This is a genomic window from Bradyrhizobium sp. BEA-2-5 (assembly GCF_032918025.1).
Lineage (GTDB): Bacteria > Pseudomonadota > Alphaproteobacteria > Rhizobiales > Xanthobacteraceae > Bradyrhizobium > Bradyrhizobium pachyrhizi.
The window spans coordinates 3,952,155-3,973,068 of sequence record NZ_CP136629.1; the positions used below are offsets into that span (position 1 = coordinate 3,952,155).

The following is a 20,914-nucleotide window of genomic DNA, read 5'->3' on the forward strand; positions in this document are numbered from 1 at the left end:
CGTAGCCCGGATGGAGCGAAAGCGAAATCCGGGGCGGGTCTCTCCTGCGGCGACGCTGTTCCCGGATTGCGCTTCGCTCCATCCGGGCTACGGGAATCACAACCCCGTCGAGGCCTCGATCCGGAATTGCGCCAGCGCCGATTGCGGATCGGTCTTGAGCAACTGCATCAGCTGAAGCGCCGGCGCTTTCGCGCGCGGAGTGAGCTTGATGACCAGCGTCTGTCCCGGCGTCTCGATGAACTGGCCGATCGCGGTGAGGAGCGCGGTGGCGTCGGGATTGGCTCCGCCGATCTCGGCGCCTTGCGCCTTGATAGCGTCGAGGATGACCTTGCGCGCCTCGTCGCGGCTGATGTTCCGGGTGCGGGCGTACTGGGCGACAGCGAGGTCGATGATGCCGAGGTCGTGAATTGTGAGCTCGATCATGCCGGCTTCGATCTGCGCGGCCGCGCCCATGGCTTCTGCGGCGCTCGCCGAAAAGGTCTCGCGCGGCACGTTGCCAAGCGAGAGCTTCGCCGACGCATTCAGCAGGCCCGCCATGTCGAGCTTGACCGGCTCGAGCACGAACACGCGCGACGTCTCGGTCCAGACAGCGCCGAGATCGGCGTCGACAGCCATCCGGTCGATCCCGGCGGCGACGAACGGTTGCTGCCGCGGATCGGCCGCATCGAGCGGTGCCGCCAGCTTCGCGGTCAGCCGCAGCTTGCTCGGGATCGATCCGACGAACTGACCCCAGTCGAGACTGAAGACGTCGATGTTGACCGGCTTGCCGGTGGCCTTGTAGGGCGACGCGACGCCTTTGACCTCGACGCCTTCGATCAGCGGGAATAGCGCCAGCGCCTGTTCGGCCGACGGCTTCTGCGCGGCGAATTGTGCCGACAGCCGCATGAAGCTGGCGACGTCGAGCGACTTCAGCGCAAAGCGTCCGACCTTGATGGGACCGTTCGGCGCACGGGTATCGAGTCCCTCGACCGCAAGTTCGCCGATCTTGCCGTGTTCGAAGTTGAACCGCATCGAGGCGAGCTTGAGCGGGCCCTGCGGCGTCTCGACCGAGAGCCCATGCATCTCGGCATTTGCAATTCCGATGCCCGAATATAGGCCGGCGATCTTGTCCAGCAGTTCGCGTGCCTGGGCGGCAGACGGCGGCGGACTCCCTTGCGGCGGGATCATTGCCAGCAGCGCCGGCAGTTGCATCCGTGACGGATTGATCCTGGTGTCGTCGACGGTCACGCCCTCGATCCGCATGTTCACGCCGGGCGCAGCGGTAATGACATAAGGACCGGCCGAAACGTGTCCTTGGATCCGGTACTCCCTGTCATCGTTGGCCTTGCCCGGATCGAATATCGCCGCCATCGCGCCAACGTCGATATCGGTCGCGGCGATATTGGCGAGCTCGCCGGTCATTTTGATCGGCTTGCCTGCCGCCTGCTGGTTGATCGTGAACACAACCTTGTCGGTTTTGCTGGACGCGATCTTTCCGTCCTTCATGTTTTCAATGGCGATGCCCGAATAGGCGAATTCGCCGCCGGCGCCGTCGCCGGCTTTTGCGGCGGCACTGAAGGTCATCGTTCCGGTCAGGCTGGGCGCAGCGACCGATGATGCGTTGATGCTCGCAAGCAGTCCGAACGCGGACCGGTACAGCTCGAAGATCGACGACGAGGCTGGAAGCTGGGGCAGGCTGGCGGGGCCGGAATAATCCTTCACCGTGATCCGCGGCGCCTTGTAGGTCAGTGAGGTGATCGTCGGGGTAGGTCCTGCCACGCCGATCTCGACATCGCTGAACTCGACATTGCCGGCGGAGACCCGTGCCGCGTCGGTTTGACCGAGGCCGGTCATCGTGAGACTGGCAATCTTGACGCTGACCGGGGATTGCGTCCCCGACTCGGTGGCGACGTCCGCGATCGTCAGGGTGCGGCTCTTAACGTCGAACGTGATCTTGCCGTGGCTCGCCTTGGCGCCGCTGGCACGGACCTGCTCGAAGGCGGCCTCGACGTCGCGCGTGACCCGGCGCTGGGCATAGAAGTCGAAACCGAAGAAGCCGGCAGCCGCGATCACAACCACGGCAATCAGGCCGAGCAGAATTTTCTTCATTCGGTCAACTCCGGATGATCAAGGGGAAAAAATTGCCAATCCGCGGCCGGAAGGTGCAGCATCCACGAACGGGCCGGCCCGGGCCTGTTGACGGGGACATTATCCGATGTTGCATCCAAGCGGCCGGACATGCTTCACATCCGGCTCGATTTGCCGGACAAATGACTTTCGCCTGAATTAGCACAGAAACAAGAAATTTGGGCCGGAAACGCGGGGAGCACGCATGTCGTCATCGTCTGAAGAACTCCATAACGCCGCGCTGGCCTATCATCGTCTGCCGCGCCCCGGAAAGCTCGAGATCCAGGCAAGCAAGCCGCTTGCCAACCAGCGCGACCTCGCGCTGGCCTATTCTCCGGGCGTTGCCGCCGCCTGCACCGAGATCGCCAAGAACCCGGCCGAGGCGGCCACGCTCACCACCCGCGCCAACCTGGTCGCGGTGGTCTCCAACGGCACCGCGGTGCTCGGCCTCGGCAATATCGGCCCGCTGGCCTCCAAGCCGGTGATGGAAGGCAAGGCGGTCCTGTTCAAGAAATTCGCCGGCATCGACGTGTTCGACATCGAGATCGCTGCTGACACCATCGACCGGGTGGTCGAGACGGTGGCGGCGCTCGAGCCGACCTTCGGCGGCATCAATCTGGAAGACATCCGCGGACCGGAATGCTTCGAGATCGAGACGCGCCTGAAGGAGCGCATGAAAATCCCGGTCTTCCATGACGACCAGCATGGCACCGCCATCATCGTCGCCGCGGCGATCACCAACGGGCTGTTGTTGAACGGCAAGCAACTCTCTGACGTGAAGATCGTCTGTTCGGGCGCGGGCGCGGCCGCGATCGCAACCCTCAATCTGCTGGTCTCGATGGGGGCGCAGCGCAAGAACATCTGGGTCTGCGACATCGATGGTGTGGTCTATGAGGGCCGCAACACCACGATGGATCGCTGGAAGGCGGTCTATACCCAGAAGACCGACGCACGCGTGCTCGCCGACGTCATTCCGGGCGCGGACATCTTCATCGGCCTGTCGGCGCCGGGTGTGCTCAAGCCCGAAATGGTCAAGCAGATGGGCGACAAGCCGCTTGTCATGGCCCTTGCCAATCCCGTACCGGAGATCATGCCGGAAGAGGCGCGAAAGGCGCGCCCCGACGCCATGATCTGCACCGGCCGCTCGGACTATCCGAACCAGGTCAACAATGTCCTCTGCTTTCCCTTCATCTTCCGCGGCGCGCTCGACGTCGGCGCCACCGCGATCAACGAGGAGATGAAGCACGCCGCCGTCGAGGCCATCGCGCAGCTCGCGCGCGAGGCGCCGTCGGATGCGGTCGCGCAGGGTTTCGACACCGGCGAGACCCAAGGCTTCGGCCCGGGCTCGCTGATCCCAAGTCCGTTCGACCCGCGCCTGATTCTGCGGATCGCGCCGGCTGTGGCCAAGGCGGCGATGGAGTCGGGTGTCGCGACGCGACCCATCACCAATTTCGACGAATACACCGCGCTGCTGGAGCGCTTCGCCTTCCGCTCCGGCCTCGTCATGAAGCCGATGTTCGCCAAGGCCAAGACCCAGCCGGTGCGCGTGATCTATGCCGAAGGCGAGGACGAGCGCGTGCTGCGTGCGACGCAAGTCGTGCTGGAGGAGAACCTGGCGCGGCCGATCCTGGTCGGCCGTCCTTCGGTCGTGGAGGCGCGCATCAAGCGCTTCGGGCTCTCGATCCGCGCCGGCAAGGACTTCGACCTGGTCAATCCCGAGGACGATCCGCGCTACCGCTCCTATGTGCAGTCTTACGTCGAGGTCGCCGGCCGCCGCGGCGTCACGCCGGATGCAGCCCGCACGGTGGTGCGCACCAACAACACCGTGATCGCCGCGCTCGCGGTGACGCGCGGCGAGGCGGATGCCATGCTTTGCGGCGTCGAGGGTCGCTACATGAGCCATCTGCGTCATGTCCGCGAGATCATCGGCTTTTCGCCGGGGATCAGCGACTACGCGGCGCTTGCGCTGCTGATCACCTCCACCGGCGCCCATTTCCTCGCCGATACCCAGGTGCGGCCGAACCCGAGCGCGGAGGAACTCGCCGAAGTGGCATCGCTCGCCGCGGTCCACGTGCAGCGCTTCAACATCAAGCCGAAGATCGCCTTCGTCTCGCACTCGGATTTCGGCAGCTACGACACCGAATCCTCGCGCAAGATGCGGCGGGCGACCCAGCTGTTGAAGGAGAAGCATCCGGAGATCGAGGCCGACGGCGAGATGCAGGGCGACACCGCACTCTCCGCCGCTGCGCGAAGGATGGTGCTGCCGCACTCCAAGCTGGAGGGCGAGGCCAACATCCTGATCATGCCCACCCTCGACACCGCCAATGTCGCCTATCAGATGATCAAGTCGCTGGCGGACGCGTTGCCCGTCGGCCCGATCCTGGTCGGCCCGGCACGCCCGGCACATATCCTGACCCCCGGCGTGACGGCGCGCGGCATCCTCAACATGACGGCGGTGGCCGCGGTCGAAGCCCAAGAGCGCGCCGGCCGCGCGCAGCCGACGCTGTTCGGCTGACGGCCGTTGTTTGAGCACGTTATGTTCGGAAAACCGCAGCGCAGCTTTCCGCATCGTGTTTGAACCGAGATGGATTCGATTTGATCGAGGCAGGTGGAGCGACCATAATCGCTTCGCCTGCTTCGTCCGATTTCTGCCATCCAGTGAGGCCGATCATGCCAGCGTTCGTGACTTTCGGGCGAATCCTGTTCGCCGTGCTGTTCATCTACACGGGCGCGACCAAGCTCTTTGCCATCCAGGCGACCGCGGATCTGCTGGCGGCCAAGGTGACGATCCCGGCCGTGGTCGTGCCCTATACGCAGCAGATCGAAACCTCCGTCGGCATGCCCTTCATGCAGCTGCTGGCGATCACGATCGGTGGCTTCGAGATCGTCGCGGGGCTGATGATCGCGGTGAACGTGCTGGCGCGTTTCTTCGCGATTTTCCTGATCATCTTCGTGTGCTTCGCCACCTTCTACTTCCATGACTTCTGGAATCAGCCGGCGCCCGACAACCTCAGCACGCTGATCGATGCGCTGAAGAACCTGTCGCTGATCGGCGCGCTGTTCATCATCGCCGGCTACGGCCGCGGCCCGCGCCGCGACGACCCGGCCTATGGGGACGTGTAGGACGCGGCAGCGTAGGCATCATGCGCCAGGCTGGCACGTAGCGATGGGTTTCGCTGCGCTCTACCCATCCTACGGACTACGAACAGCGATCTTTCAACCCATCCGCCGCCACGGCGTCACGCTGACATCCTGCGCGGCATCGATCAGCTGCGGCGCGCCGGCGTGCAGGCCGTGCGCCGAGAGCATCTGCTGCGGGGTGCGGGCGGGAACGCTGGGAAAGCACGGCTCGCCGTCGGGGATGTGCACCTTCGGGGCGACCGAGAGCCAGAACGTGTCGTAGCGGTCCATGAACATGCCGAACACGCCGGGGCCGCCGATGACCGCGACCATGCCCGAGGTCACGCCGGCCTCGCGGCTCGCCGTCTCGAACGGGCAGCCGGCGGGATTCCACAACAGCGCCTTCGGATTATCGGGGGCGGGCGCGGTGGCCGCGACCTTGCTGGTCAGGATCAGGCGCCGCCGCTTTGGCGCATTCGGCTGCTCTTCCTGGGAGTGACGGCCATGCACGACGAGGTCGGCGCGGTCGAGGGCTGCGGTGAAGAACCGCTTGTCGCCCTCGATCTTGAGATCGTCGGGCATCACGTTCCGCGCATTCGCCAGCCGGCCATCGGCGGAGACGATGACGAAGCCTTCGATGCGCAACGCCGGCACCAGGATTGTCGCCGGCGCTATTGCTGATCGACGGTGGTGACGACGCTGTTCACCGGGCGCTGGCTCACCGTCGGCAGCTTGGCGTCCTTGAGCAGCTCCTGGTCGTATTCCGGCAGCGTCGATGCCGGGAACTTGGCGCGCATCGCCACCACCTTGTAGCCGCCGGCCTTGAGCCGCGTGAGCAGTTCGGGCAGGGCTTCCGCGGTGTGCTTCTGGAAGTCGTGCATCAGGATGATGCCCTTGCCGAGCTTGGTATCGAGCTTCTTCATCACGGTCTCGACCACCTTCTCGGGCTTGGAGGCCTTGAAGTCGAACGAGTCGATGTCGCAGGAGAAGATCGCGACATTGCGGTTGCCGAGATAGGTGACCATCTCCGGCGGATGCTGGAGCGCCGGGAAGCGGAAGAACGGTGAAGGTGAGGTCTCGAGCGCCCACTTGACCGCGGCGTAGCCGCGCTCGATTTCGTCCTTCTTCTGATCTTCGGTGAGCTTCTTGTTGTTGAGGTTGGCGTGCGACCAGGTATGGGCGCCGACCGTATGGCCGGCCGCGTAGACCTGCTTCAGGATTTCCGGCTGATAGGTCGCGTGCTTGCCGATCGAGAAGAAGATGCCGGTGGTGCATTCATCGGCGAGCGCCTTCAGCACCGCGGGCGTGTTGCCCGGCCACGGGCCGTCGTCGAAGGTCAGCACCACCTCCTTGTCGCGCAGGAAGTCGAGCTGCTTGAAATGCTCGAAGCCGAAGCCGGGACCGCCGGTGGTGTCGATCTCGACGGTGCGGGCGACGCCGAGCGCACCCGGCGTGTTGCAGGCCGCGCGCGCCGGCTGCGGCGGCTGTTTGGGCGGAACCGGGGCAGCGGTTGCGGTGGCCGGTGCCGGGGCTGCGGCGGCGGGCGCGGGAGCCGCGGCCGCTGGTGCTGCCGGTGCCGCAGTAGCGCCCTTGGCGGGCGACGTCTGCGACCAAGCTGCGCTCGACGCGAGCAACGATACGGTCCCCGCAAAAATCAGACCTGTCGCAATGCGCATGGCGTGTTCCCTGCTGCTCGCGCTCCCGGCGCCGGCATTGCCGCGACCGGGTCGCTTCGCCCCCAACCGATCGTACCCTAGTCGCAGTGGCGACGCCAAGGCAATGAACGTGGCGAGCGCGTGTCCAAAATCCTCGCCGGATCAGTTAATTCCGGGGATTATCGTCATATCTCAGGCGGCCGCCAGTGCCCGTGCGATCCCGGTCTTGATGCGCGTGTCGTCGGGCGCAACCGACTCAGCGAAAACTTCGGCGATATAGCCGTCGCGGCCGATCAGGTATTTGTGGAAGTTCCAGCGCGGTACGTCCTTCGGCCGAGCCTCCGCCGCCCAGCGGTAGAACGGATGCGCGCTCGTTCCGCGGACGATTGCTTTCGCCGCGATCGGGAAGGTGACGCCATATTGATGCTGCGCGGTCTCGGCGATCTCGGTTGGGCCGCCGGGCTCCTGGCCGCCGAAGTCATTGGAGGGGACGCCAATGATGACGAAGCCGCGATCGCGGAATTCGTTCCAGAGTTCTTGCAGGCCGGCATATTGCGGAGTGTAGCCGCAGAGCGAGGCGGTGTTCACGATCATCAACGGACGGCCGGCATAGTCGGCAAGTCTGATATCGCCGCCGCCAGGTGCCGGAAATGAGAAGGCGTAGGCGGTGATCCGGCTCATCGCGGGCTGCTCGGCATGCAGCGGGCGGGATGATGCGGCTGCGGCGATCGCGGTCACAATTAGTGTCCTGCGGTCCATCATGGTCTCGTCCCCGGAACAGATGTTCGTCGGGATCATAATCCGGCGGGGAGGCGCAGGCTTTCAAGAAGGCGTTATTGCCGGAAGCGGGTGGCCGGATGGCGCGAAGCCCAATCCGGGATCGATCGCCTCAACGCAGCGGCACGATGAAATCGGTGCCTTCGCCGGTCTCGCCCTGGTTGATGCCCTGGTCGGAGACGATGATCGATCCGCCGGTGCCGAGAGCTTCGCTGATCCGCGCCATCACGTCGGCCGGAATGGAGATGCGGTCGAGCGCCTCGGCCGGGGTGTTGGTCACCGGCTGCGGCTTGGCCTCGGCCACCGCTGCGGCCGCGATCTTGCGGCGATGCGAGGCACGCTCCTCGACGTCGATGCGGGCGACGTTGCGGGTCGGCAGCGACACCACCGACCAACGCAGCGAATTGGCATCGGTCTTGTCGACTTCGGCGGTGAAGACATGCGTGCCGAGCGGCCGGTCGCTCGCGGCGATCGTGACGGGCACCTCGAACAGCGGCGCAAAATTCTGCCGCACATAGAGCTTGGCATCCTTGCGGCTGATGAAGACGGCAATCTGGCCGGCCCGCTTGGGCACGTCGATCCTGGCCGTGCCCGGCAGCCGTGCCGGATCCTTCTTGGCGTCGGGCGCATCAGCTGCGGTCGCCGCCTCGGCGGGTTTGTCAGCGGCCTTCGGTGCATCGGTCTTCGGTGCATCGATCTTGGGCGCCTCGGCAGCACCAGGCATGGCGGCGTCCGCCTTCGGCTCGTCGGCCTTGGCTTCCGCCTTCACCGGATCGCTTGCCGAGACCTCGCTCTTTGGCGTGTCGGTGCCGGCGGTGGTTTCGCCGACCGTGTTGTCATCTGTGGTCGGGTTGCTGTCGTGGCCGGCGGAATTGGTCTCGGCCGGCTTGTCGGCGGCGGCCGTCTCGGGCTTCACTGTCTCGGACTTGTTCGCTGCGATCTTCTCCGCAATGGCGTCGCGCGCCGTGGAAGAGGTCGCATCGGACATCGTCACCGACGCACTCGCTGCCGGCATCGCGCTGCTGGCGTCGGCGGTGTGGGTGTTGTCGCGCAGCGACGCGGCGGCATGGCCGACACTGCTGCGCAAATCGAGACTGGACTGCTTGTCGGCGCCCTTGTCGCTCTTCACGCCGAGCGGCGCATCCATCTTCAGAATGTCGTCGGCAACCGGCTGCTGCGGCGCCACCTTCTGCGTGACCAGCAGCGGGTGCGAGAAACTCTCCGGCGAGATCGTGCCCGGCGTGACGAACACGCGGGCACCCATCCGCGTCCAATTGTACATCTTCACCGCGAACGACATCGGCATGCGGATGCAGCCGTGCGAGGCCGGGTAACCCGGCAACACGCCGGCATGCATGGCGACGCCGGACCAGGTGATCCGCTGCATGTACGGCATCGGCGCGTCGCTATAAATGTTGGAGCGGTGGAATTTGTGCTTCTGGATGACGCTGAACACACCCATCGGCGTCGAATGACCCTTCATGCCGGTCGACACCGGGCTCTCGGCATAGAGGCCATTGGCGTCGTAGAGGCTGACCCGCTGCTGGTCGATCGAGACCGAGATGATCAGGGGACCTTGCGGCTTGCTGCCGGCCTCCTTCTCGATCGCCGGATTCTTCTTGGCTGTGCTGCGCTTCGGCTTTTGCCGGTGCGGCTGGGGCAGCGGCATCGGCTCGTATTCGCCGTAGAAGGCGGAGTCGCGGTTCCAGTAATAGAGCGCTGCATCGGCCTGCGTGGAGGCGGCGACGGTGCCGGCGGTCGTCAGAATTGCAAGCTGCCAGAACCGCTCATTCGCGAAATCAAAAATCGAAATCCGCCGTCCACCTGCGCGCATATTCCGAATCCCAGTCCAGACTACCTGTTGGTTGTCGCAGACGCACAACGCGTTCACCAGCGCAAGCGATCTAACCCTTCCGTGAGGGCGGTATTTTCGACGAAAGAGTAACAAAAAAGCCTCACAAGAGGTTAAAGCGCCGCGTTCGATCACCGAACTGTCAGCGCCTTCCTGTGCGGCGTTTGCGCACTACATAGGCGGGACCCACCCCGGAGACCTCAATGACATCGAGAACTGTGAGCTTGTGTGACCTGCGACGGTTGTCTCGCTGGGGATGCGCGGTGCTGCTGATGTTGCTGGCTTTGGGGCAGGCGGGTCCTGCGGTCGCGGCCGACGAGCCGGACCTGATCTTCCGCCGCTCCACCGTGTTCAAATGGGTGAGCCCCAACGATAAGCTCGCGACCTATGGCGTCGACGATCCCGAGGTCGAGGGTGTCGCCTGTCACTTCACGGTGCCGGAGAGGGGCGGCTTCAAGGGGTGGCTGGGCCTTGCCGAGGAGGTCTCGGACATCTCGCTCGCCTGCCGCCAGGTCGCCCCGATCAGGTTCAAGAACAAGATGGAGCAGGGCGACGACATGTTCCGCCAGCGGCGCTCGCTGTTCTTCAAGAAGATGCAGATCGTGCGCGGCTGCGACGCCAAGCGCAACGTGCTGGTCTACATGGTCTATTCGGACAGGCTGATCGAGGGTTCGCCCAAGAACTCGACCTCGACCGTGCCGATCATGCCGTGGGGACCGGCGGACGCAAACGTCCAGAAGTGCGGCGAGTTCATTCAGTAGCTGGAGCAGGGGCTTGGCCCAGGCGGCTGAGGCGGCGGGCGAGCTAGCGCTCGGTTTGCCCGAACTGCTTCGCGCTGATGCCAAGGGCCGGCTTGACCTTCGAGTCGCGGCAGCCGACGAGGCGGACCAGCTTCTGCGGCGCGCACTCATTGTCGCCCATCACATAGGCGCCTTGCTGCGGCATCGCGGCCGTCATCTGTTGCTGGCCGGATTTGCTCGCCGCGGATTCATTGCCAACACCGATGTTGCCATTGCCCACGACTGACATCCTTCGTTGGATCGGGAGTGATCACGACAACGTGCCACCGCGAAGATGGTTGCACGGCGCCCAAATATGAGTCGGCCAAACCGTCGCCCGGTTCACGCCGCCCTTGCTGTGCTGCTTCTCCTCTCAGCAGAGGAAAGTTAACAAAGCGCGCTAGCTCGTTCAGTTTGCACGCATAATTGGCCCTCGCTCCGGCAGTGGCCGGGGTCCGGCATTGTCGCGCGAAGTTTTCAACAGCCTATCAGCCACGCTCCTGCCGCTGAAATCATTGGTGTTTTCCGCCGAATGTTTCGTGGACCGCTGGTCGACGAAACAATTCCAGGTCCGACGAAACCATTTTCGGCTTGTTCCGCAGAACTCCGGAAACGGCAGATCGTTATCAGACCGTCACACAACGGCGCCGGATGCCGAGCGGAATAACGGAGACTGTCAGATGCGAACCATGAGCCTGATCCTCGCCTTCGCCTTTGTGATGGCCGGCTCGTCAATGGCAGGCTCGCCGGACAGCGGTTTGCCCGGGATCGGCACCTTCTCCTATAACGGCTCGCCGGTAGTCACCCCGGTCCCGATGGTGATGGCACAGGCCAACTGAGCGCGACGCAAAAAACAGAACTGCCGGTAAAGGCTCTCCCAATGGTGCTCCGTATCTGTTCCGCCGCGATGTTGGCATCGCTTGTCCTAATGGGGCCCTTGGCGGGCGCCGCGCAGGCCCAATCCCAGCTCCCCCTCGAATCGATGCAGATCCGCTCGCTGTACCGCGTGCCTGAACCGCGCGACGAGTTCGTGCGGCAATGCGCGCCCCATATGCTCGGCCGTTGGGCGCATCCCGAGGCCGTGTGCGGCTGCCTCCACGACCATGCCGCCGCTGCGGTCGAGGACCGCGATCTGCGCGAGGCGCTGCTGCGCGGCATCACCGAGACCGGCGTGCCGACGATCGAGACCGATTGGGTGCCGGTATCCAAGCAGGGTGAGATCGGCCCGACCTTCACCAAGATCGCCAAGCCGACCTTGCAGTGCATGTTCGATCCGGTCTCGAACTGAGCTGAGCATCAAAGCAATGAGGACCGCACCGCCTCGCGACAGCGGGGCGTTTTACTTTTTGGCGAGGCGCGGCACGCAGCTGCGGGTCCGCACCACGCCGTTCTCGCTCAGCCTGGAGCCGACGACCTGCTTGATCTGCCCGGCCGGGCACGAGCCGTCATCGACAAGGACGCGCTGGCCGACCCGCAGATCGACGATGTCGCCCTCACGCATGTAGGACTGCTCTGCAGCGGCGGATTGAGCCATCGCGCCAAGAGCCGCGACGCTGACCAGCGCGACGAATCCCAAGCGCGGCATCGCGGCCTCCTTCACTTGTTCTGGATCTTGAGCCCGTCGGGGCCGACATTGATCTGAAGGCCTTCGGGCTGCTTGTTCGCCTGATAAAGATTGTAGCCGAGCATGCCTGCGATCACGACCAGCGCGGCGATCACGAGATACAGGACGTTGCGATTTGGCATCCGGTATCTCCGTAAGCGGACACTGACTGAACGCGGGCGACCTTAGTCAGGTGACTGCGATTCTCCTAGAGCGCTGCGGCTTGGCGGATGGCTTGACCGATGTCTTGCGCGTCGCGCGCAGCGCGGCGAGCGTAGTCTTCGCCAGTCGTTCCGCCGACGCGACGAGTTGCGGAACCGGATGGCCGGAAAATCCCAGCACGAAGCCGGGCAGTGGCGGTGCGCGATGATAGGTCTCGGCGAGCAGCCAGCCGCCGACGCCGGCATTAGCCTTTGCCTGCGCGGCAATCAGCGGATCGGTCGCGGGATCGAGCCGCGCCACTAGGTGAAGGCCCTGCGAGGGCACGGGAACCGTGAGCTCGCCCTCCGATGCATTGGCAAGCGTCGACGCCAGGACGTCGCGCGCCTCGCGATAGAGTTTGCGCGATTTGCGCAAGTTGGCGGCGAAGGCGCCGGAATTGAGCATGTCGGCCACCGCGCCTTCCATCAGCGTGCCGGGAAAGCGATCGAGCGCCGCGCGCGCTGCCGCCACATCCGCGATCAGGCGTTCGGGCAGGGCGCAATAGCCGATGCGCAGGCCCGGAAACAGCGTCTTGGCAAACGTGCCCAGGTAGATCACGCGCTGGAGGCGATCGATGCCGGCGAGCGACATCAGCGGTGCGCCGTCATAGCGGAACTCGCTGTCGTAATCGTCCTCGAGCACGAATGCGCCGGCCTGCCTTGCCCAATCCAGAAGCTCGAGGCGCCGCGGCATCGACATCTGCACGCCAAGTGGAAATTGATGCGACGGTGTGACGTAGGCTGCGCGCGCGTGCGGCGCGGACGCTCGCCCCTTGTCGATGCGCATGCCCGACATGTCGACCGGCACCGACACCGGACGATAGCCGCAATGCTCGATCGCGCGCCGCGCCGCCGGATAGCCGGGGTCTTCGCACCAGACCTGGTCGCCGGGCTTGAGGATCGCCCCGAGCACGATGCGCAGGGCATGCAGCGTGCCGGACGCCAGCATGATTTGGTCGGGGTCGCAGCGCAGCCCGCGCGCCGACAGAAGATGGTCCGATATCGCCGCGCGCAGCTCGCTACTGCCGCGGGGATCGCCGTAATGCAGATGCTCGGACCCGAACGCGCGCAGCCTGCGGCCGGCAAAGGCGCGGAAGCGCTGCAGCGCGCGCTCGTCGATATGCGTGCAGCCGAGCGACAGCGCATTGTGCTGTGGCGGCTCGATCGCGATCCTTGCGCGGCGCGGCGCGGCGACCTGCGCCGGAATGCGTGCGGCGACGAACGTTCCGGAGCCAACGGTTGCGTCGGCAAAGCCGTCGGCGATCAGACGCTCATACGCGGTGACGACGGCGTTGCGCCGGAAGCCGGTCTGCCTTGCCAGCGTCCGCGATGGCGGCAGCGGCTCGCCGGGCTTGACGAGGCCGGAGACGATTGTCTCGCACAGCGCCTGATAGAGCCGCTGCTGCGAAGCCGCGCCGGGAGTGACGTGCGGGCCGGCGAGGTCGAGCGGCACCTCGGCCTTGCGCGCCGTGGGCTCCCGGGAATTGGTCGGAATTTTTCGCATGGAATTGGAACTATCGCAGACCAAAAGCCCCGCTACAACTCTGGACAGATTCCAGATTTCGAAAGGCACCACCGTGACCGAAGGCGCATCCGCTCCGTCCTACCCCATGTCGTCCCGCAACCAGGTCAAGCGCCGGCACGATCGCGGCTTCTACGATCACGCCACGGTCCACCGCATCCTGGATGCCTCGATGCTGTGCCACGTCTCCTATGTGGTCGACGGCCAGCCCTATTGCACGCCGACTTTCTTCTGGCGGGAGGGCACCAGGCTCTACTGGCACGGCTCGAGCGCCAGCCGCATGCTGCGCAACCAGAGCAAGGGCGAGCGCGTCTGCCTGACCGTCGCCCATCTCGACAGCCTCGTGCTGGCGCGCTGCGGCTTCAACCATTCCGCCGACTACCGCGCAGTCATGGCCTTCGGCACGGCCTATCTCGTCACCGATCCCGAGGAGAAGGAGCGGGCGGTGATCGCCATGGTCGACCGCTTCTTCCCGGATCGCACCGCGAGCCTGCGTGCCAGCAACAAGCAGGAGATCAAGGCAACCTCCTTCATCGCGATGGAGATCGAGGAAGCCTCGGCCAAGATCCGCGCCAAGGGCGTCGCTGACGACGACGAGGACTATGCGTTGCCGATCTACGCGGAGCGCATTCCGGTCCGCACCGTGCTCGGCGCCCCGGAGCCGTGCCCGCGCCTGCTCGACGGTGTGAGCCGACCCGCGACGCTGAATGGCTATTCCGAAGGCCGGCTGCTCGAAGATGCATTGCGGGATGCTTATTTTGCGCAATACAAGGCGGAGTGAAATCGGGCTACGTTGCGGCTCCCGCCTGATCTGTTTTCCCGATGGAGCCAAAGCATGACTGCCGAGACGCAACAACGAATCCTTGCCGCCGTTGACGAGGGATTCGATGCGCAGCTTGCGACGACGCAGGCCTTTGTTGCGATCCCTTCGACCCGCGGGGCGGAGGGGCCGTGCCAGGACATGATCGGCGATCTCCTGCGGCAACGTGGCTACGAGGTCGACGATTGGCACATCAATGTCGACGATTTGAAGGATCTGCGCGGCTTTGGTCCGATCGAGCACGATTTTTCGAAGGCACGTTCCGTGGTGGGCACTTACCGTCCGCAGACCAACGGCGGTAAATCGCTGATCCTGCAGGGGCACTGCGACGTGGTGCCGGCCGGCCCGCTGGAATTGTGGGATACGCCGCCATTCTCGCCGGTCATCAAGGACGGCAAGATGTTCGGCCGCGGCGCCTGCGACATGAAGTCGGGCACGATCGGCGCGCTCTATGCGCTGGACGCGATCAAGGCCGCCGGCTTCAGGCCGACGGCGCGGATCCACTTCCAGTCCGTGATCGAGGAAGAGAGCACCGGCGTCGGCGCACTTTCCACGCTGCAGCGCGGCTATCGCGCGGACGCCTGCTTCATTCCGGAGCCGACCGGCGGCAAGATGGTGCGCTCGCAGGTCGGCGTGATCTGGTTCCGCCTGAAGGTGCGCGGTTTCCCGGTGCATGTGTTCGAGGCCGGCGCGGGCGCGAACGCGATCATGGCGGCGTATCACCTGATCCAGGCATTGCAAAAGCTCGAGATCGAATGGAACGAGCGCGCCAAGGCCGATCGTCACTTCAAGACGCTCAACCATCCCATCAACTTCAACCCGGGCATCATCAAGGGCGGCGACTGGGCCTCGAGCGTGCCGGCCTGGTGCGACGTCGATTGCCGGATTGCGGTATTGCCGGGCTGGTCGATCGCCGATCACCAGAAGGAGATCATGGCTTGCGTTGCGGCGGCGGCGCGCGATCATCGCTTCCTCTCCAACAATCCGCCGCAGGTCGAATGGTCGGGCTTCCTGTCGGAAGGCTACGAGCTGGTGAACTCCGAGGCACCGGAAGCCGCCTTCGCCAAGGCGCACGAAGTCGTCTATGGCGGCGCGGTGGAAGACCGCGCCTTCACCGCGTTGACCGATACGCGCTTCTACGGCCTCAACCACAACATCCCGAGCCTCTGCTTCGGCGCCAGTGGCGCGGCGATGCACGGCTTCAACGAATATGTCGAGCTGGAGTTGCTGCGGAAGACGACCAAGGCGATGGCGCTGTTCATTGCGGAATGGTGCGGCGTGGAGAAGGCCTAGCTACAGTCTGCGCCCCTCACTCAGTATTGCGCGCGATAGCGCAACAAATCCGGCGTCGTCCCGGTGAAGGCCGGGACCCATACTCCGCAGCGGATGTTGTGATCGGGACTCGTCCTTGCAGCGCTGCAGATCAATCAAGATTTGTGGTTATGGGTTCCGGCTCCGTGCGCAATCGGCCAGGACGACGCTGAAGGCTCAACGCTCTGCCCACAACGCGGTTACGATCGCATCGAGCCCATCCGTCAGCGCCGCGGGTCCCGGCTGCAAAATCATCGGCGACTTGATCTCGATGATGCGATTGTCGCGCACGGCCGGGATGCCGCTCCATCCGTCACGTTGCTTGATGCGGGCGGGCACGACCTTCTTGCCGCACCAGGATGCGAGAATCACGTCAGGCATCGCCACGCGCACGGCGTCAGGCGTGACGATGCGATCCTTGGCCGCCTGGTGCGCGCGCAGATGCGGCAGCGCATCCTTGCCACCGGCAATCTCGATCAGCTCGGAGACCCAGCCGATGCCCGAGATCAACGGATCATCCCATTCCTCGAAATAGACTTTTGGCGGCGGCGCCGCACGCGGCGTTGCCGCGATCGTCGCCAGCCGTTGTTCGAGGTTTTGCGCGAGCTGATCGGCGCGGTCGGCGGCACCGACCAGTGCACCCAGCGTGCGGATCATCGCCAGGATCCCGGCGATGTCGCGCTGGTTGAAGACGTGGACATCGATGCCGGCGCGGACGAGATCGGCGGCGATGCCGGCCTGGAGATCGGAGAAGGCGAGCACCAGATCGGGGTCGAGCGCGAGGATTTTTGGCATGTCGGCCGAGATGAACGCCGAAACGCGTGGCTTCTCGCGCCGGACCTGCGGTGGGCGCACGGCGTAGCCGGAGACGCCGACGATACGGTCCTGCTCGCCGAGCAGATAAAGCGTTTCGACCGTCTCTTCGGTGAGACAGACGACGCGGCGGGGCGGGAAGTGGCGCATATCAGGCGGTATGCAGGCTCGGAGGCATATTGTCACTGATGTCATGACGTCATTCGCGCCATTACCTCAGACGTCATTGCCGGGCCCGCTCGGGCAATCCATCATGCCGATACCAACCTCGAAGAAGGCCACAAAGCAGGGAGTGCCCATGACGCCGCTCGAAAAGATCCAGTCGATGAAGATGCCGTTTGCGGAACTGAAGGGCGTTACCTTCATCGAGGCCGATCAGGACCGGGTGGTCGCGAAAATGGTGGTGCGGCCGGACCTCTGCACCCTTCGCAACACCATCCATGGCGGCGCGGTGATGGCGCTCGCCGATTCCGTCGGCGCGGCGGCGACCGTCATCAACCTTCCCGAGGATGCCAAGGGCACGACCACGCTGGAGAGCAAGACCAATTTCATCGGCGGAGCCAAGGAGGGAACCACCGTGATTGCGACCGCAACACCGGTTCACCGCGGGCGGCGGACCCAGGTGTGGCAGACCAGGCTGGAGACCGAAGACGGCAAGCTGGTCGCGGTGGTGACCCAGACACAGCTGGTACTATGATGGGGCGATAATGTGATTTGCCAATCACCGCATGCCTTAATTGAATGAATCTCAACGCTTGAATTTTATGGTGCGTCGCACAATATAGGAGTTGCTAGGGACTCGACGCCTCCTCGAGGGCTACCAAGAGGAGTATGAAATGAACTATGATTCCATTCGTCCGACGCCCGCCAAGGGCACCGTGCGGACGTTGAGCCAGCAGGAAGAGCTTCCTCTGCTGCGCGATCACCTGCTGCGGCTGGATCGCGCCAGCCGTCATGATCGTTTTCATGGCTTCATCGACGACAGTTTCATCCGCCGCTACGCCGAGCGCTGCGCCAATGACGGCACGGTCATCATCGCCTACTTCGAGGATGGCGTGGTCCGCGGCGCGGCCGAGCTGCATCCGCCGGAACAATCACCGGATGCCCAGCCCGAGATCGCCTTCAGCGTCGAGCGGTCGGCGCGGCGGAAGGGCGTCGGCAGCACCCTGTTCCGCAAGCTGATCGCCGAGGCGCACGCCAAGGGATACGGCAGCCTGCGCATCACCACCGGCGCACAGAACGATGCTATGCGGGCGCTCGCCACCAAGTTCGGTGCCCAACTGACCTTCCGTCATGGCGAGTCGACCGGCAGCATAGACCTGACCGAGCAGCAGCAGCCCGAAGCGGCGCCGGCTGTCGCCGCGGTGACGCCGGTCGAGGCTGCGCGCGCGATCGTCGACATGAACCGCGCTTATTGGCGCATGGTGATGCAGATCTCCGGCTGGGGCCGGGCGGCCTGAGTCGGTAGCGTTTCCAAGCGAAGTGGATACCGCTTCGCGTGAGGGAAACGCGTCGAGCAAGAATCTCGGATCAAACGAAAAAGGGCAATCCACTCAATGGATTGCCCTTTTTCTTTCAGCAATTGGATGGTACGTCTCAGGTGCCGGTGCGCTTGTCGTTGCCGAAACGGCGGACGACGCGGCGCTCGACCACCACGGAGCGCTGCGCGCCCTGTTCGCCAGCGATGACGCGGGTTGCCGTGCCGGTGCGGGCACTGACGCGCGCGGTCTTCTTCACCTCTGCGAGCACATCGTCATAAGGCAGCCCCATCAGGGCCGACGCGATCTCGGCCTGGGCCTCCACGTCATCGGTGATGCCGATGGCGGCGAAGATTGCTTCTTCCAGCGTCGGCGGATCATGCCGCACGCGCCGGGTGCCATACTTGGTATTCCAGTCTCCGCTCATCGCCGCCTCATCATTGAATCGCGGGAGATACGTAAGGTCCCCAATGTTGCATTGCAATATGAATGTGAGATGGCAATCCAGCCATGCAGCTAGAGTCTCTCAATCTTGTGAGCGTCATAAAGTTCGATGGTGGTCGCCGCGGCCGCGAGAGATTGCAGCAAACGGACGAAATCGCGTGACGCGGGGACCGCGAAATGCGCCGCCAGCGCGGCGCGGTCGGCCCATTGCTCGAAGAACACCAGTCTGAGCGGATTCTCGCAGTCGACATGGACTGCGTGGGAGATGCAGCCGGGCTCGGAGCGAGAGCGATGCACGTGCTCGAGGCTCAGCCGCCGTGCCTCGTCGAACGAGTTGGGGCGGGCGGTGACGCTGCCGGTGACGACGATCATGATATCCCCCTCCAATGCGCGATGAAGCCAAGTCGTCATCGCGCTCTAGGTTATTGTTTGAGCATGATCTTTTCGGGAAACCGCTACGCACTTTTCCGGATCATGCCCTACGGGATGGCTTCTGCCCCGGATGCACTCATCTGTTGCTGCGGCCAGCGCTTCAGCGCGGCGCGACCGGCATCGGTCAGCACATAGATGCCGCGCTCGGCGCGATCGAACCAGCCATAGACATTATGCAGCAGGATCTTGCCGGCGTCGGGAATATCCGCGCGGAGGTCGCGCACCCGCCGCGGCCCATCCGAAAGCGCACAGGCGCAGGCCAGCGCCTGCTGCCGGTAGGCGGTCATGATCGGCGCCCGCGTCGATCCGCCCATTGCGGGATCGCCCTTGCGTTTCCGGTGCTCGGCGATCAGCCGTGAACGCTTCTTCGGCTCGCGGCGCGGCGCAGCGGTCGGCGGCTTCACCAGCACCTCGACTTGGCCGCGATCGGTCACCCCGAGCATGCCGAAGCCGAGACGGCGGCAGAGATTGCGGTAGCGCGCATCGCTCTCGCGTCCCTTGCCGCGCGCTGACATCTTGGCCGCGATCCAGACCTCGTCGCCGGCCGGCGCGCGGTCGACCGCCTGCAGGATCAGCTCGAGATTGAAGGCTAGCTTGAGCTCGCCGATGACCACGACCGGCGGATCACCGGCGCCGAGACCGACGAGATCGCAGCCGCCGATCTCGCCCTTGACCGTGAAGCCGAGCTCTTCGAGGAAGCGTTTGACGGGCAGGTAAAGCGCGGTTTCCAACAGGCAGGCTCCTGCGGCATCGGCCGCGACTCGGTGCGCCAGCATAGCGCGGAATTGCGCCCGCCGAGGCGGATGGAATTTGCTCAAGGCACGGCCGAGCGGCTATGGTCGGAACCGGGACCAGGCGCAGCTCATGATCCGGAACGGGCTCTATCACATCACTGTCGAATTTCTCGACGGCGTCTCTGGCGGCAACCAGGGCGTCATGGTGCTGCGCGACGGACAGATGCGCGGCGGCGACTCGTTTTTCTTTGCCTACGGCAGCTACACCGCAGCCGACGGCAAGTGGAAGGGCGAGGTCACCAACGAGGAGCATTCGCCGACCTATGGCGAGCGCCCGGTGTGGGAACGCAAGGTGGTCACGATCGGATTTACCGGCACCTATACCGACCAGACCGCCGAAGGTGACGGCATGGCGCTCGCCGGCAAGCAGAGCATCCGCTTCAGGTCGAAGCTGCGGCTGCTGGTTGCGGACTAAACCCGCCCGTTCACCGGAATCAGCGCACCGGTGACGCCGCTCGCGGCGTCGCTGGCGAGGAACAGGATGACCTCGGCGAGCTCCCGCGGCGTCACCCATTTGGAGAAATCCGCCTTCGGCATGTCGGCGCGATTGGCCGCGGTGTCGATGATCGAGGGCAGCACGGCATTCACGGTGACCTTGCCTTTCCATTCGTTGGCGAGCGCCTCGGTGAGGCGATGCACGCCGGCCTTCGAGGCCGCATAGGGCCCCATGCCGGAGGCGGCCTGCAAGGCACCGAGCGCGCCGATATTGATGATCCGGCCGGCGCCCGATTTGGTGAGATGCGGGATGGCGGCGCGCGAGGTGTTGAGCGCCGTCATCACGTTCATCGCATACATGCGCTGCCAGGTCGCCGGATCGCCGTCGCCGATGGTCTCGAAGGCGAAGCCGCCGGCAATGTTGATCAGCGCATCGAGCCGGCCGAAATGCGCGGCCGCCTTGTCGATCGCGGCGGTCGCCTGCGCAGTGTCGGTGAGGTCGACACCGCCCAGCTCGATATGGTCGGCCGTCGCCGCAAGCGTTGACGCGGCATGATCGATGCCGGCCACGCGCGCGCCGCGCGCCAGCGCCGTCTCGGCGACCACCTTGCCGAGCGCGCCGAGTGCGCCCGTGATGACGATGGCTTTTCCGTGCATGGCGGTCTCCGCATTCGCGAGCAAACGAATGCCCACTATGATCAGGCGGAATTCATTTGCAATGCCGCCAATTTCGCCGCCTACTGCGCGTATTTATCAATTCATTCGCCTCAAGG

Annotated in this window: 24 protein-coding genes; 10 read left to right on the forward strand and 14 right to left on the reverse strand. The window is 64.7% G+C overall.

Features of this window, described 5'->3' with window-relative positions; genetic code table 11:
• Positions 1 to 96: 96 nt before the first annotated feature.
• Positions 97 to 2,088: a hypothetical protein gene (locus tag RX327_RS18300; RefSeq protein WP_050386623.1), complete on the reverse strand. Its 1,992-nt coding sequence runs from the start codon at positions 2,086 to 2,088 to the stop codon at positions 97 to 99.
• Positions 2,089 to 2,311: 223 nt separating this feature from the next.
• On the opposite strand from RX327_RS18300, the gene RX327_RS18305 reads away from it, so the two are divergent.
• Both RX327_RS18305 and RX327_RS18310 read left to right on the forward strand, forming a co-directional pair.
• Entirely contained in the window at positions 2,312 to 4,621 is a 2,310-nt protein-coding gene (locus tag RX327_RS18305) for an NADP-dependent malic enzyme (RefSeq protein ID WP_317251055.1), read from the forward strand.
• Positions 4,622 to 4,776: 155 nt separating this feature from the next.
• A complete protein-coding gene (locus tag RX327_RS18310; protein WP_317251056.1) occupies positions 4,777 to 5,229 on the forward strand; it encodes a DoxX family protein in 453 nt (150 codons plus the stop codon).
• A gap of 93 nt (positions 5,230 to 5,322) precedes the next feature.
• On the opposite strand, the gene RX327_RS18315 is transcribed toward RX327_RS18310, so the two are convergent.
• The 4 genes from RX327_RS18315 to RX327_RS18330 all read right to left on the reverse strand — a co-directional run bounded on the left by RX327_RS18315 (position 5,323) and on the right by RX327_RS18330 (position 9,492).
• Positions 5,323 to 5,880, reverse strand: coding sequence for a dihydrofolate reductase (locus RX327_RS18315; RefSeq protein WP_317251057.1), 558 nt, complete (start codon positions 5,878 to 5,880; stop codon positions 5,323 to 5,325).
• Between the two features lie 17 nt (positions 5,881 to 5,897).
• Positions 5,898 to 6,902, reverse strand: coding sequence for a polysaccharide deacetylase family protein (locus RX327_RS18320; RefSeq protein WP_317251058.1), 1,005 nt, complete (start codon positions 6,900 to 6,902; stop codon positions 5,898 to 5,900).
• 171 nt (positions 6,903 to 7,073) lie between these two features.
• The gene (locus tag RX327_RS18325; RefSeq protein WP_317251059.1) at positions 7,074 to 7,643 is read right to left on the reverse strand and encodes a glutathione peroxidase; all 570 of its coding nucleotides are present in this window, start codon (positions 7,641 to 7,643) and stop codon (positions 7,074 to 7,076) included.
• A 127-nt stretch (positions 7,644 to 7,770) separates the two neighbouring features.
• Entirely contained in the window at positions 7,771 to 9,492 is a 1,722-nt protein-coding gene (locus RX327_RS18330) for a L,D-transpeptidase (protein ID WP_317251060.1), read from the reverse strand.
• A 221-nt stretch (positions 9,493 to 9,713) separates the two neighbouring features.
• Between RX327_RS18330 and RX327_RS18335 the strand changes: the two genes are divergently transcribed.
• Positions 9,714 to 10,271 (forward strand): CreA family protein, encoded by a 558-nt coding sequence (locus RX327_RS18335; protein WP_317251061.1) that lies wholly within the window; start codon positions 9,714 to 9,716, stop codon positions 10,269 to 10,271.
• A gap of 43 nt (positions 10,272 to 10,314) precedes the next feature.
• Here RX327_RS18335 and RX327_RS18340 read toward each other — a convergent pair whose 3' ends face one another.
• A complete protein-coding gene (locus RX327_RS18340; protein ID WP_028332338.1) occupies positions 10,315 to 10,539 on the reverse strand; it encodes a hypothetical protein in 225 nt (74 codons plus the stop codon).
• 430 nt (positions 10,540 to 10,969) lie between these two features.
• Between RX327_RS18340 and RX327_RS18345 the strand changes: the two genes are divergently transcribed.
• A complete protein-coding gene (locus RX327_RS18345; protein ID WP_167350432.1) occupies positions 10,970 to 11,128 on the forward strand; it encodes a hypothetical protein in 159 nt (52 codons plus the stop codon).
• Positions 11,129 to 11,169: 41 nt separating this feature from the next.
• Entirely contained in the window at positions 11,170 to 11,577 is a 408-nt protein-coding gene (locus RX327_RS18350) for a hypothetical protein (protein ID WP_410712167.1), read from the forward strand.
• A gap of 51 nt (positions 11,578 to 11,628) precedes the next feature.
• Here the strand turns inward: RX327_RS18350 and RX327_RS18355 are convergent, their stop codons facing one another.
• From RX327_RS18355 to RX327_RS18365, 3 genes are read right to left on the reverse strand one after another with little or no spacing between them, the layout of a single operon-like run.
• Positions 11,629 to 11,874, reverse strand: coding sequence for a DUF6719 family protein (locus RX327_RS18355; protein ID WP_038377224.1), 246 nt, complete (start codon positions 11,872 to 11,874; stop codon positions 11,629 to 11,631).
• A gap of 11 nt (positions 11,875 to 11,885) precedes the next feature.
• Positions 11,886 to 12,035: a hypothetical protein gene (locus RX327_RS18360; RefSeq protein WP_167350431.1), complete on the reverse strand. Its 150-nt coding sequence runs from the start codon at positions 12,033 to 12,035 to the stop codon at positions 11,886 to 11,888.
• A 46-nt stretch (positions 12,036 to 12,081) separates the two neighbouring features.
• A complete protein-coding gene (locus tag RX327_RS18365; RefSeq protein ID WP_317251063.1) occupies positions 12,082 to 13,596 on the reverse strand; it encodes a PLP-dependent aminotransferase family protein in 1,515 nt (504 codons plus the stop codon).
• Between the two features lie 106 nt (positions 13,597 to 13,702).
• Between RX327_RS18365 and RX327_RS18370 the strand changes: the two genes are divergently transcribed.
• Both RX327_RS18370 and RX327_RS18375 read left to right on the forward strand, forming a co-directional pair.
• Positions 13,703 to 14,395, forward strand: coding sequence for a pyridoxamine 5'-phosphate oxidase family protein (locus RX327_RS18370; RefSeq protein ID WP_410712193.1), 693 nt, complete (start codon positions 13,703 to 13,705; stop codon positions 14,393 to 14,395).
• Between the two features lie 54 nt (positions 14,396 to 14,449).
• Positions 14,450 to 15,727, forward strand: a complete 1,278-nt coding sequence (locus RX327_RS18375; protein ID WP_317251064.1) for an ArgE/DapE family deacylase — start codon at positions 14,450 to 14,452, stop codon at positions 15,725 to 15,727.
• Positions 15,728 to 15,922: 195 nt separating this feature from the next.
• On the opposite strand, the gene RX327_RS18380 is transcribed toward RX327_RS18375, so the two are convergent.
• Positions 15,923 to 16,708: a cobalamin-binding protein gene (locus RX327_RS18380; protein ID WP_317251065.1), complete on the reverse strand. Its 786-nt coding sequence runs from the start codon at positions 16,706 to 16,708 to the stop codon at positions 15,923 to 15,925.
• 148 nt (positions 16,709 to 16,856) lie between these two features.
• Between RX327_RS18380 and RX327_RS18385 the strand changes: the two genes are divergently transcribed.
• The gene (locus RX327_RS18385; RefSeq protein WP_317251066.1) at positions 16,857 to 17,255 is read left to right on the forward strand and encodes a PaaI family thioesterase; all 399 of its coding nucleotides are present in this window, start codon (positions 16,857 to 16,859) and stop codon (positions 17,253 to 17,255) included.
• 139 nt (positions 17,256 to 17,394) lie between these two features.
• A complete protein-coding gene (locus RX327_RS18390; RefSeq protein WP_050386614.1) occupies positions 17,395 to 18,018 on the forward strand; it encodes a GNAT family N-acetyltransferase in 624 nt (207 codons plus the stop codon).
• A 136-nt stretch (positions 18,019 to 18,154) separates the two neighbouring features.
• Here the strand turns inward: RX327_RS18390 and RX327_RS18395 are convergent, their stop codons facing one another.
• The 3 genes from RX327_RS18395 to RX327_RS18405 form a co-directional block, all read right to left on the reverse strand.
• On the reverse strand, positions 18,155 to 18,463 hold the full coding sequence (locus tag RX327_RS18395; RefSeq protein WP_317251067.1) for a hypothetical protein: 309 nt from the start codon (positions 18,461 to 18,463) through the stop codon (positions 18,155 to 18,157).
• A gap of 89 nt (positions 18,464 to 18,552) precedes the next feature.
• Positions 18,553 to 18,852, reverse strand: coding sequence for a putative quinol monooxygenase (locus RX327_RS18400; protein ID WP_317251068.1), 300 nt, complete (start codon positions 18,850 to 18,852; stop codon positions 18,553 to 18,555).
• Positions 18,853 to 18,959: 107 nt separating this feature from the next.
• A complete protein-coding gene (locus RX327_RS18405) occupies positions 18,960 to 19,643 on the reverse strand; it encodes a DUF2161 domain-containing phosphodiesterase (RefSeq protein ID WP_317251069.1) in 684 nt (227 codons plus the stop codon).
• Between the two features lie 133 nt (positions 19,644 to 19,776).
• Between RX327_RS18405 and RX327_RS18410 the strand changes: the two genes are divergently transcribed.
• Positions 19,777 to 20,121 carry a GrlR family regulatory protein gene (locus RX327_RS18410; protein WP_035634127.1) on the forward strand — a complete coding sequence of 115 codons (345 nt, stop codon included), beginning with the start codon at positions 19,777 to 19,779 and terminating at the stop codon, positions 20,119 to 20,121.
• Here RX327_RS18410 and fabG read toward each other — a convergent pair.
• The gene (gene fabG, locus RX327_RS18415; RefSeq protein ID WP_317251070.1) at positions 20,118 to 20,798 is read right to left on the reverse strand and encodes a 3-oxoacyl-ACP reductase FabG; all 681 of its coding nucleotides are present in this window, start codon (positions 20,796 to 20,798) and stop codon (positions 20,118 to 20,120) included. The two genes, RX327_RS18410 and fabG, sit on opposite strands and share 4 nt — an antisense overlap.
• Positions 20,799 to 20,914: the final 116 nt, after the last annotated feature.

Bases quoted from the DNA above. Each gene is read 5' to 3' on its own strand.
- RX327_RS18350 (WP_410712167.1), top strand. From the start codon at position 11,170: ATGGTGCTCCGTATCTGTTCCGCCGCGATGTTGGCATCGCTTGTCCTA.
- RX327_RS18395 (WP_317251067.1), bottom strand. From the start codon at position 18,463: ATGAGCGGAGACTGGAATACCAAGTATGGCACCCGGCGCGTGCGGCAT.
- RX327_RS18330 (WP_317251060.1), bottom strand. From the start codon at position 9,492: ATGCGCGCAGGTGGACGGCGGATTTCGATTTTTGATTTCGCGAATGAG.
- RX327_RS18365 (WP_317251063.1), bottom strand. From the start codon at position 13,596: ATGCGAAAAATTCCGACCAATTCCCGGGAGCCCACGGCGCGCAAGGCC.
- RX327_RS18375 (WP_317251064.1), top strand. From the start codon at position 14,450: ATGACTGCCGAGACGCAACAACGAATCCTTGCCGCCGTTGACGAGGGA.
- RX327_RS18300 (WP_050386623.1), bottom strand. From the start codon at position 2,088: ATGAAGAAAATTCTGCTCGGCCTGATTGCCGTGGTTGTGATCGCGGCT.
- RX327_RS18360 (WP_167350431.1), bottom strand. From the start codon at position 12,035: ATGCCAAATCGCAACGTCCTGTATCTCGTGATCGCCGCGCTGGTCGTG.
- RX327_RS18325 (WP_317251059.1), bottom strand. From the start codon at position 7,643: ATGATGGACCGCAGGACACTAATTGTGACCGCGATCGCCGCAGCCGCA.
- RX327_RS18385 (WP_317251066.1), top strand. From the start codon at position 16,857: ATGACGCCGCTCGAAAAGATCCAGTCGATGAAGATGCCGTTTGCGGAA.
- RX327_RS18310 (WP_317251056.1), top strand. From the start codon at position 4,777: ATGCCAGCGTTCGTGACTTTCGGGCGAATCCTGTTCGCCGTGCTGTTC.
- fabG (WP_317251070.1), bottom strand. From the start codon at position 20,798: ATGCACGGAAAAGCCATCGTCATCACGGGCGCACTCGGCGCGCTCGGC.
- RX327_RS18340 (WP_028332338.1), bottom strand. From the start codon at position 10,539: ATGTCAGTCGTGGGCAATGGCAACATCGGTGTTGGCAATGAATCCGCG.
- RX327_RS18410 (WP_035634127.1), top strand. From the start codon at position 19,777: ATGATCCGGAACGGGCTCTATCACATCACTGTCGAATTTCTCGACGGC.
- RX327_RS18400 (WP_317251068.1), bottom strand. From the start codon at position 18,852: ATGATCGTCGTCACCGGCAGCGTCACCGCCCGCCCCAACTCGTTCGAC.
- RX327_RS18305 (WP_317251055.1), top strand. From the start codon at position 2,312: ATGTCGTCATCGTCTGAAGAACTCCATAACGCCGCGCTGGCCTATCAT.
- RX327_RS18380 (WP_317251065.1), bottom strand. From the start codon at position 16,708: ATGCGCCACTTCCCGCCCCGCCGCGTCGTCTGTCTCACCGAAGAGACG.
- RX327_RS18320 (WP_317251058.1), bottom strand. From the start codon at position 6,902: ATGCGCATTGCGACAGGTCTGATTTTTGCGGGGACCGTATCGTTGCTC.
- RX327_RS18345 (WP_167350432.1), top strand. From the start codon at position 10,970: ATGCGAACCATGAGCCTGATCCTCGCCTTCGCCTTTGTGATGGCCGGC.
- RX327_RS18335 (WP_317251061.1), top strand. From the start codon at position 9,714: ATGACATCGAGAACTGTGAGCTTGTGTGACCTGCGACGGTTGTCTCGC.
- RX327_RS18355 (WP_038377224.1), bottom strand. From the start codon at position 11,874: ATGCCGCGCTTGGGATTCGTCGCGCTGGTCAGCGTCGCGGCTCTTGGC.
- RX327_RS18370 (WP_410712193.1), top strand. From the start codon at position 13,703: ATGTCGTCCCGCAACCAGGTCAAGCGCCGGCACGATCGCGGCTTCTAC.
- RX327_RS18390 (WP_050386614.1), top strand. From the start codon at position 17,395: ATGAACTATGATTCCATTCGTCCGACGCCCGCCAAGGGCACCGTGCGG.